Source organism: Pseudomonas sp. PS01299, assembly GCF_029960145.1.
GTDB classification, from domain to species: Bacteria; Pseudomonadota; Gammaproteobacteria; order Pseudomonadales; family Pseudomonadaceae; genus Aquipseudomonas; species Aquipseudomonas putida_A.
In genome coordinates, this window is the sequence record NZ_JASCPO010000050.1 from 1 (window position 1) to 11768 (window position 11768).

Consider the following 11768-nt stretch of genomic DNA (forward strand, 5'->3'; position numbering starts at 1 on the left):
AACACGGAGAACCGGTCGAAAAAGCTCTCCGTACATGATTTTTCGGTCACTTTTCGTCCAATGACGCTGTAGGTGCCTGGAAAATTGCAACTTGCCGCGGCTGCACGACAAGTTGATCGGAGCATCCCTAGAGCGTTATGACTGGTACGCAACGCCAGCACTCTACAGCCTGTTCATCTTGGGAGCACTGGGCGCTCAAACCATTTGGAATATCAGCTCTAAATATTCTTACATCATAAAACTACTGCTACTCATCCTTCTGGGGTACATAATCACGCAATCCTATATCATCGGAAAACAGTCTACTGCGGGCATTAAGCAATACTTGAATCTTGAGAAAGATCGCACTGACGCCGGCAAATGGATAAGCGAAAACACACCAAAGGACTTCAGATTGAAGACCGATTGGGGCAGCCCCGCTTTCTTTGCCCACAGGTACACCATAGACAGTTCTTTCCTGAATCGTCACTACGAGAGCGATGACTTAGTAAAAACCTATGCCCCAGAGATCATCATTACCGACACAGGGAAGGTGGGGGATACCTACACCCTTGTGAAAATTTTCAACAAATCCATTAAAGTTGGTATTAACTACCCATTTGGCGTACACATCAGAAATGATTTGGTATCTCAGGTAACGGACGTAGACCACTCACTTAAAACATGCTCCGACAAAAATACATGTGCGTCCATTGATACGCCGTTTATCGACCTTATTTCCAATTCAGTGCTCGGTGACAAATACGGAATTTTGCGTATTGATGAAGATCCTGACACCATTTTTGCTCACCCAGGCGAAACCCAACCAACGACCTTCGAGCTGGATCCGAAGAAATTCAAACAGTGGGGCGTTACATATTTTACACTGACCGCTTCCATCTCTCCAAATGTACCTAAAGAAGTTGTGGCACGCGGAGGAGCTGTTGTCGGGTTCACTGTCTACCACGGCAATGATCTGATCGGCGAGCGCAAAGTCGTCAGTACCGGAAAGCCAGCCACTGTCAGTTTCCCATTGGCCGAAGAAGGCAATTACCGCATTGTTGTGGATAACAACAAGGTGGTCGATACAAATTGGACGCTGATCAAACTAGATCAACAGTAGTAATTCTGTAACCTACTACCCTGCAGAAGCCAAACTTTTGCAGGGTGTTTTTTTGCAAAAAAATCAGGTAACCCTGCAGGGTCGGACGACACGTCATTGCATTAGCGCGAGCTCGGTGGCGCGCACGGCGGATAATCCTATAAAATGCGCCTCAGTTTAAAAACTGCTGTTTCACAATCAATACAAGGTCTGACATGCCAACAAAAATATTGCACGCCAGCAATAGACTGATCCCGCTTGAAGCCTACAGAGGAATCGCTGCATTTATTGTGCTCGTTCATCACTTCTTTCTGGCCTTCTCTCCTTACACAATGGGCATACTGCCGACCGTAAGGAATACAGAGAGCCTGATAGGGCAACCCTATTTTGCATTCTTCAATGGTACCGGGGCTGTTGGTTTTTTCTTTACACTTTCTGGATTCGTGTTGTGCTGGTCTTATTTCCACCACGAAGATCCACAAAAACTACTGCTTGCCTTTCTTAAAAGGTTTCCACGTCTGGTCGCGATCGTAACCGTCACGACTATTGCGAGTTACTGCTTGTTCAAACTAAACCTGTATTACTTTAGAGAAGCTTCAGAGCTAAGTTCCAGTCCATGGTTGGCAGCATTTGCTTTCGGCTTGACCCCGGACTTTGAACCCAACTTTTTGAAGGCCCTGCTCCAGGGAGTGACGACCTTTTTTACCGGAGCGGCCAACTACAATACCAACCTCTGGACCATGAAACCGGAGTTCTATGGCAGCATGATTATCTACATGCTTGCGTGTTTTATCTCGGTCGTCCTCGGTTATCGTCACTTGCTGTACGCCTTGGCAGTTATTTCAATTTCAGCATTGTTTTACAACGACCTTATATTCCCGTTCGTCGTTGGTGCTTTTCTTTCTGCCTCTCTGGCAAAAAGTAAAACGGAAGTATCTTTCCTGACATCCATTGGTCTGATTATCCTTGGCCTGTATTTGCTCGGATATATGCTCCCCGAGAAGGCCTATAACGGCTTTTCCATCATTCCGCAATCAATCATGGAACATTCACAAACGCTGTTCCACACACTGGGATCTGTATGCATAATCTTTGCGACCATGAGCAATAAAACGCTTTTCAACAGTCTGAACGGGCGGTTCTTTGCCGGCATCGGAAAAATCAGCTTTCCGCTGTACCTTGTTCATACATTGATTATTTGCTCGCTATCAAGTTATGCCTATGTGAAGCTGATGAGCCACGGCACCAATAACCCCACAAGCCTTATCATTGTATTTATTATTACTGCAGTCACCTCAATTACATTGGCCGTTCCATTGTCGAAGCTTGATGACTGGTGGGTTAAACGTGTTGACTCGGGCGTACGAAGTCTATTAAGTAAAAACGACGAGCTCCGCCCATAATCTTGTCGATCACCGAACAAAAAAAACCGCCTTCGCAGGCGGTTTTTTATGACGCTAAATACTTGTCAGTTGATTCCCAGATCATGCAGGTTTGGTTCAGAGCTTCTGCTATCCACTCGTTGTAAACCAGGCATCACGCACACTAGGCATTTACTTGGCGAGCGCCTTACCCATCCAAGCGCTGGTCTTGGCGACGCCATCCTCAAGCGAAGTGCGAGGCTGCCAACCAAGTTCCTGTTTGGCCAGCGTGTTATCCAATACGCTTGTGAGCACGTCAAATGAACGGCCTTGCAAGTAATTACGCGTGATCGCCTTTCCGGTAACACCTTCCATCACAGCAATCAATTCGTTGAGGCTGGTGCCGACGCCAGAACTGATATTGAACACCGACTTCTCACCGTCATACGTGACCGCCTTCGCAAAAGCCTCGGCAACATCGGCAACATAGATGTAGTCACGGGTGACGCTGCCATCACCCCAAATATCCAGGGGCATATCCTGCAGCGCCCGGCTCAGAAACACGCCGACCGCACCTTGTGCCGTTTCTATCCGCTGGCGTTCGCCATAAGGATTGGTCACCCGCAGAATATTGGCCTTGATGCCGTGCAGATTCTGATAAATAAGCAAGTACTTCTCGATAGCCAACTTCGTAACGCCGTAGGACACCTGCGGATCAGTCGGATGGGATTCATCGATTGGCAGATACTTCGGTGAGCCGTAAACCGTCCCTCCGGAGGATATGAAGACAACTTTGCCTACTTTTTTAGCGACCATCGCATTAAGCATTTGCAAGGTTGCGACCAAATTGGTCTGCACATCGTAGATAGGATCATCATTGGAAGTCTTTGGAAGGGTCGTGGAAACCAGGTGCAGCACCACGTCGACACCGTCCAGGGCCTCTGTAACCTCATGGATACTCATGAGATCACCGGTTACCCATTCAACCGACTCACCCACTTCAAACTCGCGATAAGGAGGAACTCGCGGTCGTTCAAAAATCCGTAGCTGGTGCCCGTCTTTCAACAATCGATCAGCGATCGCTGTCCCGATAAACCCGCCGCCACCAAAGATTACAATTTTCATCTAGTCACACCGAATATATTGGTTACCGCACAGCGTAGGTTCGAACCGGCAATAGACAGGGGTAGAAGTCGCTCTATTGCACGCAGGGCGCTATCGTCTTCAACCAAAACCGCCTCGTCAGGAAGTTGCAAACCCAGGTCCCACAATGGCGCAAGCCGCTCACAACGTGCCCAGAACATGGCCTCTGTCGGGAAGTACAGATACTCCGGTAGAGATGCCAATTCAACATTATTTGCCCAACGCTGCGCAATCGGGCGCAGGCTACCCCAGCCGCTTGCATCGGGATCGTCGGCAAACACCATACTGATCGTCGAGTCTTCCAGCATTCTTGAAATGATGCGATCGGTCATGGCCCCGGACTTCCCACCCAGCAGATTCTCCAGATGGAAGCTGTCACCAGTCTGCTCTTTGGAGCCGCTCTCGACATCTTCACCCATACGGACGTGCAAATGTCCCATAAAGTCGTATTGTGGGGAAATTTTCCGTCCCAATGTTCCGAGAAACGTCGCGATATCTCGAGGACTGTCCGGCAGGGTCAGCACCTCGACCAAACGCCCGGCATAGCCGGAAAACTGGCGGGAAACTTCATCGCGCATATCGTAACCCGGGACACTGATGAAAAGGTCCGGTAAAAGTTTATTCTGCTTGAGTCTGCCGAGCGTGCCAGCCAGTAATTGTGGATGCGAAACAAACAGGTGAAGCGCTACTTTTACGCTTGGGCTGACTTTAGTGTTTTTCCCCTCGGGGGTAATGACAGGCGCCAGCCAAGGACCTTCCGGGCGTCCCTTGCGTATAAAGTCTGCAAGAGGATCGACACCGAGCAACCCATGCTGCTCCTTGTAGATACCTGGATGGAAGCCCGGAAAGGGTTTCCGTTGGTCGACACCACAAGCCCAAGCGCGAACATAGCCACGAATGACTTCGTCCTGAGGTTGCTCAAGACGATCATGCAGGCTCACGAAATCGCAGCGCAGCAGGTTAGCTCGAGCAATTTCAGCAATATCTTCCGACTCTTTCCTGGCTTTGTCGATTAACGTGCCTGCCAACTGGTCCAACTGCTCTACATAGGCTTCCATATTGAAACGCCGGGCTGCCATTTCCAAGGAGCGGGAAACAACATCCTGATAAAGCTGACTGTCACTGGATAGCTTGAGCAATTTCTCCGCCATGTCGGCTGTATCCAAGTAGCCCGCAACGCAGGTATCCGCGAGCTGCTCCTCGGCCAGAATGTCCGCGATCCCGGTCGTACTCTCAAAACAAACGACCGGCAACCCTTCACAAAGCGCATCGATGGAAACGTTTGGCAACGGATCCAGACGGGATGTCATCAACAGGACATCAGCCTGTTGGTAGACGATATCCAGCTCTGAAGTGTCTTCCAGAAACGTAATGTGCTGCTCAATGCCTGCGCGCCGAATCTGATCGGCAAGGTAGACCGAGTAACCTATGTCGATGTCTGGATCGAACCCCTTCCCGATCCATACGAATCGAACATTGCGCGATGGGTTAGTGCGAAGAACCCGGCTCGCACAATCAATGAAATAATCTACCCCTTTGCGTAACTGGACGGAACCAGCACCAATAACAACAAAGGTGTCTGCGTGCGCACCGGAGGGGCGCAATGCGTCCAGCAATCTCTTTTCTTCGATAGATCGGCTCTTTTCGTCAAGAGCGGCAACCGGAAGCTCGCAACGCCCTTGCGGCAGAATGTGGGCAATTTTCTCGTCAAGATCAGGGTATTCGTCCAGTGCACTCTGCAAAGTCAAATTTGCCGAAAACACCGAAGAGGTCGACCAGAACAACGCCTGACGGAAAGCATCCCGGGGCCGGGTATAGGATGCAAACTCATGAAGCAGGCTGATGCTGGGAATAAAATGCCGAGCAAGCGACGAAAGAACAAAACGCGATTCGATGCTGTTAACCAAGGCAAACTTGAATTGGCAGCGGATAAATAGCTTGTCGAGAATAAGCTTGGTCGCGACCGGGTTATGACGCATTTCACATGGCCCAGCAACGACCGCGCCAGCATCGCGGAAAGCCTCGACCAAAGCACCACCACCAAGGAGCAAGGCAACAACGTTGTAGCGCTTGCTTAGTATACGAACCAAGTTAAGACTAAGAATAGGAGCCCCCGTGCGGGAGGCTTCATGGCTTACGACCAGTACCGTTTCACGCGCAGGATCAAAATCGTCTTCCGGGGAGCCGATAAAATCGAGTTTCGGAAGCACTGCAATGCGTCCTTCATCACGGCCAAACTGGAAGTAATGCTTGCGAGGATCAACACCGGCAGCAGCAACATCCGGATATTGCTGCAAATAGAAATTCCAGTCATAGCCGTCAGCCTCATCGGAAACGTCAGTGACAGGTGTCGGCATGACCGCAATGCGCCCTTCCTGCCGACCGAATTTAAAGTAATGGTCGCGAGGATCAACGCCGGAAGCTGCGACATCAGGGTTCTGCTGCAAATAGAAATCCCAATCATAGTTAACCTTATCAACCAGAGGTTCGCTCGCGTCAGACCTAAGGATGTAATAGGCGCGTCGCAGTCGCCTCGCGATGGTTTTCAAAGTGTTCAGGCTCAAGCTATTAGTTCCTTAATCGTTCGTTCGGGCACTGATGTGCATCTTCCGTTTCGCTTCAGCAAAACTATGCGAGCGAGAGTGATCGGCATTCGAAAACATGCACCAACACTGCATCTGATCACCATCCCCTTCCCGGAACGGTTGATGGCCACAAAAATCCGAGGGTCAGTTTATGCTTTTCCAACATACGACGAAAGTTGAGAATCCCGGTCTCGTCGCAATGCGACCTCGCCATGCACACGCATGCTCTTAAGAGGGCGTTTACAGAGTCCAGCCCTCGCGATCACGATGATCCTGCATCGAGCAAAGCAACTGGTTGTGAATGAGACCTATCAGTGAAATGCTCTTCCCCTATCACAACCACCGCCCCAATTGAAGCCCACTAAAAACCAACACTGTCAATCAAAAAGCCGAAAATTTACAGGTAGATCAGGGAGAAGGCTAAGCGCGCCCCGCCTCTTGAGCTATACGCTTATTGGCACTACTGACCGCCATTTCATAGGCATTATGCAAAAGAGCGTGACGATCGGCACGAACGCTTGAATCAGCGGGTGTTCGGAAAAGTGACGTGGTTTTTTCGACATATTTGAAATGCGCGCCATATCCGTAACAAAGCCACAAGTTCCAGTCTTCAAGTTGATCCAGATCGAGATCAAACCCACCCCAACGCTGGTACAGTTCTTTCTTGAACATGATGGACTGGATAGGGATAAAGTTATGGCGCTGCATGACCTTATAGTCCCATTCCTGGCGAAACACGGGAGGCGTATAGAATAGCTCCTCGACATAATGACTTTTGTCATCATTAACGTGGGTAGCAACTTCAAAAGCCAAACTGTAAGCAGCATCAAGCGTTGCGTCGGCTGCCAAGCATTGCATCAGCGTTTCGACGTGATCCGCGAATAACAGATCATCATCATCCAGGAACATATAGTAATCGCCCGACGCTGCAGCCATTGCAGCATTACCCACACCTGAACGACCTATCTTTTCATTATCCAAAAACTTGACAGTGAGATGGGAAGGCGCGTACTTGGCTACAGACTCTACCAGCTCAAGCTGAGTATCCCCACCGTCTTCCGCAACAATAAGTTCGATATTCGGATAGGTCTGATTAAAGACACTCTGCATCGCCTGCCGCAGAAAAACTCCACGGCCTCTATAAGTACGTGTAATGATCGTGACTTTAGGCACTACAGCCACCGAGTCAAAGGGTTTCGCCTGCCAAAACGCGCCATCCCTGACAAGTTCGTAGTCATAACCACGAAACGGAAATCTTGCGGTGGCGGGCCCCTTTCCCTTCAAAAAGCCCGGTATATTTTTCAGCAACTTTGGCAGGTTGCGCCACAACATTTTTTTAGAACCGGGGAATTGCGACGGGTAAACAAAAAGGATTGCGTACAATGCCAACGCCACACATCGATCGACGTTCGAGCCGTACCGCAGACGAATATAGGTATTGCCCAAGACGCTACCGGCGAACTGCAATGGTTTGACTTCACCAGCCTCTTCGTACGTATGGTGAATGACCGCCGCATTTGGCAGGTATTTCAGTACATAACCGTAGGAGCGCAATCTATAAGAAAATTCGACGTCTTCGCCATACATGAAAATGGCACGGTCGTAACCACCGCAGCGAATATACGCATCACGCCGCAGTAGGATACAGGCGTGTGAAGACCAATTGGCTTCCAGCGTGACCGGGTCATAATATTTCGGGTGCTCGAATGGCACCTGGCGAAACTCCCAGCTTGCCGACGCTGGGTCACGATCATTAACTGCTGCGGTAACGGCATTTACGATTGAGCACGGAAGGAACTCGAGGTCGAGATTTACGACCAGGCAATAATCCGACTGACCTTTGCGTATAGCACGATCATGGCCCATGCCAAAACCAAGGTTCTCTTGCTGAATGACCTCGACGCTGGCGAACAGACTACCGTGCGAGCTCAAGTAATCTTTAAATAGCTCCACCGTATTATCGGAGGAACCATTATCAACAACTTTGAAGTGAATACTTGACAGCGGATAGTCTTGCGCTGCCAGAGAGTCAAAAAAAATTTTTATCCAGCGAGAGCTATTATAAGAAACCACCGAAATATCAATAGGCGGAAAAACAGTTAGCGCCGAAGCAGCAGCCAAGCCCGACATATCGGAAAACCGCTTGTCAGACAATGCATTCAAAGACTTGATATTATCGTTCGAAAACGTCTTATCACGAAAGCCCCGCATCAGCTTCATTTTTTGAAAGGTATAAAACGACCACACAAACTTTAAAAACGGCACCCGTAAATACACAGCTCGAGCATAGCCTCTAACTGTAGCCACGTCTCCTCGCAGCACAGCACGCACTATATTGGAGCCTATAGAGAACCCCCGTCGAAGAATACGCAGCGGCCTGGTGAATGCTCGTGTGACTGGTCTATCAGAAGCTTTACAATTTTTATCCATTGGTCTGTAACTCAATATCAATCATAGAAGTCCCCACTAACCCAGTAAACGCGTTAGCGCTACGGGACCTGAAACCATTACTTTGCGCAACCAGCCACATATTATCTGTTGACGCAGGCGCTACTTTTGCTCAAACCATCTGATCCAGCGGGGGCGAATCATAGCATCATCATCGACGCTTACTTTGCACCCCGGCGGCGGTAAACGATCAACAATCCCTAAGCCTTGGGCTGCTCTCGCCTTCCCGCACCCAATGCGCACGCAATCAGTATCAGGGGCAGATAAGCAACAGCCAAACCGATGACACCGGACACAAGCCCAACTCCCACAGCGACAGCCAAAGGCGTCAGCCATAAGAGATTTATGCCGACGACTGCAAACACCACCACTTTGTGGCTGCCATACCGTCGAGCCGCGTACTGATATGCATGACTTCGATGAGCCTCATAAACCTTTTCACCGCTGAGCAAGCGCCTCGCCAGCGTCCAGGTTGCGTCAACAATAAAAACTCCCAGAAGAATCAACCAACTCCAGAGAAAAGCGCCTGATTGCCACGCAGCATCAATGGCAATGAGGCCTAAAACGAGCCCCAGGAAACCACTGCCCGCATCCCCCATGAAAATGCGCGCGGGTGGAAAATTCCAACACAGAAATCCCCCGACCGAGGCAGCCAGGGCCAACGCAACCCACACCAACTCGACATGACCGGTCAAACCGTAGATCAGACAACTACCAAGACAGGCACAGATGGCTTCGGCACTGGCAAGGCCATCGATACCATCCATGAAGTTGTAAAGATTCAACATCCAGACGAGATAAATCAAAGCCAGCACAATGCCCGCAACGCCAAGATCCACGGTCATATTCGCAATAGACAGGGGAGCAAGACCTCCCAGCCAAAAAAGTGCCCATCCGGCGGCAGCGAAATGCCCCAGGAGTCGCCATCTTGCTGGAATGTGATTATGGTCATCAGCAAAACCGACAGCTGCAACCAGTAGCCCACCACCCAACAGACCGTACATCAACTCCGCACTCATCAGCCCAAGCAGCTTCAACGCTGGCAGAGCAATCAGGAACGCAAAGACTATCGCGACACCGCCACCGCGCGGGGTGGGCGTCGTGTGAGAGCTTCGCTCATTTGGTACATCGATCAGCTTCCTCCCCAATGCGTAACGGCGAAGCATTAGTGTCAATGCCCAAGACACTAGAAAAACCGACGGTAACAACCACCAAACATTCATTTCGTTTGCTCATCCAAGTAATAGCGAGCGGTTTGAAGCATGGCCTGATCCACATTAACGGGAGGTCGCCACCCCAACACTTCGAGATTTTTTTCAATATTGACCTGAAGCGAGCCGCATATACGCTGAGCAATCGACTGTCTGCCAAGCAGACCAGCCACGAAAATCAGCAATTTCTGCGGTACCGGTATCAACAACGCCCTTTTACCCAACGCCCGCGACAAATGTCGCAAAAGCTGTGTGGTTGACAGGTCGTCACCATCACTCACCAGAAAGGTCTCATTTGCAGCGGCCGGATGTTCGATGCAGGTGACAATCAGATCGACCAGATTCCCGATTGCGACCAGGCTACGCTTGTTTCCTATCGCACCCAGTGGCAATGGCAGCCCCTTGCTGAGCCATCGCATCATGCTGAGGAAGTTGGCCTTGACACCCGGACCGTAGACCAGAGGCGGACGAATAATGACGACTTCCATACCGGTTTCAAGACTCAGCTTCTTTAAACTTTCTTCCGCTTCATACTTGGAAACACCATAAGGATCAACAGGAGCAGGCACGCTATCGGCAGTGAATGGTTCCCCTGCCGCGGTGCTTTCTCCGTTGACCTTGATGGAACTGATGAAAATAAACCGGGCGACGCCTGAATCGGCAGCGTGCCTTGCCAACCTCATAGTCCCTTCGACATTGAGGCTGCGAAACATCGCCAGCGCATCGGTCGCTGTTTCGTCCATGACGTGCACCCTGGCAGCGGCGTGGACAACTACGCGTACATCATCAAGCAACGGCAGAACACCCGGTACACTCAGATCAAAAGTCACACCAGAACAGCGTCCTGCCACACAGTTCGTATCCCGTGCAGCCGCAATCGGTTGAAATTTCCCATCAAGTAACAACCTGGAGACCAGCGCCCCGCCAATAAAGCCACTTGCCCCCGTCACAACCACCTTTGAACTCATTCAGATCGGTTCCCTGAAAACGCGAACATCCAGCAGACAAAAAAGAACAATACCTTGTCGCGCAACCGCCGCCGACACTGCCAGGCATCAAAAGAAAGCCTTATGAGTTGGCACCTCTTCAATTGCAGCCGTGACTGTACAAACGGATGGTCGCCCTTGCCTACCAATAACGCGATGATCCGCACCTGACTGAACCACCAACCGTCATGGATGGTTTTGTAACGTGCGAGCAAAGAGCTCAAGCCTTTGTTGGCGCCCACTTGATTGTTTGCGTGCTGGCGGTAATCCATGGTCGGCACTGGGTCGATAAACCATCGAAAACCATGACTTCGAGCGAAGGCGTAGCAATACCAGTCATGCAAGCGAACCTTCTGCAGCTTTTCCCAGTCATTTGTTACTGAAGTTTTAAGGGCGTCGGCAAAGTGATTATTGAATACATAAGTGCATCCAGGACCTGCTGCCTCAAATAGAAAATCCCAGGCAACTTGAGGCTGTGCCTTGTCCAATAGATGGATCCTGCCATCAGGCCAGAAGGCGGTGACATTACTGGAGTAGGCATCAACGTGGTGAGAATCAATCGTACAAGTGGCACGCCGTAGCTTGTCTGGATGCCAGATGTCATCCTGGTCAGCCAGCGCTATGAAGTCATAAGGAGAGAAATCGACGTCACGAATCAATCGAAAGAAATTGCGAGACGCACCTCCAAATTTTCCGGCATCCGGGAGGAGAAAAATCTGTGGGTGTTTCGCGGCGAACGCCGCGCACCACGCTTCTGTACCATCAGAGGAAGGATCAATGCTTATATGAATTGAGACTTCAACGCCTGATTGACACAGGATCGAGGCGAGTTGCTCCTCGATCCACTGTATTCCGTTGTAGGCAGCCAGCAAAACCGCAACCTTTGGAAGTCTAACTGGCATGCCATTCCTGCTTGCACTAATTGACGCTAAGGATTCGAGTGGATTGTCTTG

General features: G+C 50.2%; 8 protein-coding genes. 2 read left to right on the forward strand and 6 right to left on the reverse strand.

What is annotated here, in order from left to right:
• Nucleotides 1–91 precede the first annotated feature (91 nt).
• Nucleotides 92–1102, forward strand: a complete 1011-nt coding sequence (locus tag QMX91_RS11675) for a hypothetical protein (RefSeq protein ID WP_282412734.1) — start codon at nt 92–94, stop codon at nt 1100–1102.
• A 194-nt stretch (nt 1103–1296) separates the two neighbouring features.
• Nucleotides 1297–2484, forward strand: coding sequence for an acyltransferase (locus tag QMX91_RS11680; protein WP_282412735.1), 1188 nt, complete (start codon nt 1297–1299; stop codon nt 2482–2484).
• A 150-nt stretch (nt 2485–2634) separates the two neighbouring features.
• Here the strand turns inward: QMX91_RS11680 and QMX91_RS11685 are convergent, their stop codons facing one another.
• The 6 genes from QMX91_RS11685 to QMX91_RS11710 form a co-directional block, all read right to left on the reverse strand.
• Nucleotides 2635–3567 (reverse strand): NAD-dependent epimerase/dehydratase family protein, encoded by a 933-nt coding sequence (locus QMX91_RS11685; RefSeq protein WP_282412736.1) that lies wholly within the window; start codon nt 3565–3567, stop codon nt 2635–2637.
• Entirely contained in the window at nt 3564–6149 is a 2586-nt protein-coding gene (locus QMX91_RS11690) for a glycosyltransferase (protein WP_282412737.1), read from the reverse strand. The genes QMX91_RS11685 and QMX91_RS11690 overlap by 4 nt, the downstream gene beginning before the upstream one ends.
• Nucleotides 6150–6590: 441 nt before the next feature.
• Nucleotides 6591–8477: a glycosyltransferase family 2 protein gene (locus QMX91_RS11695; RefSeq protein ID WP_282412738.1), complete on the reverse strand. Its 1887-nt coding sequence runs from the start codon at nt 8475–8477 to the stop codon at nt 6591–6593.
• 341 nt (nt 8478–8818) lie between these two features.
• The gene (locus QMX91_RS11700; RefSeq protein WP_282412739.1) at nt 8819–9841 is read right to left on the reverse strand and encodes a glycosyltransferase family 4 protein; all 1023 of its coding nucleotides are present in this window, start codon (nt 9839–9841) and stop codon (nt 8819–8821) included.
• Nucleotides 9838–10797 (reverse strand): SDR family oxidoreductase, encoded by a 960-nt coding sequence (locus tag QMX91_RS11705; RefSeq protein ID WP_282412740.1) that lies wholly within the window; start codon nt 10795–10797, stop codon nt 9838–9840. The genes QMX91_RS11700 and QMX91_RS11705 overlap by 4 nt, the downstream gene beginning before the upstream one ends.
• Entirely contained in the window at nt 10794–11717 is a 924-nt protein-coding gene (locus QMX91_RS11710; RefSeq protein WP_282412741.1) for a glycosyltransferase, read from the reverse strand. Before QMX91_RS11710 ends, QMX91_RS11705 begins: the two co-directional genes overlap by 4 nt.
• Nucleotides 11718–11768 lie beyond the last annotated feature (51 nt).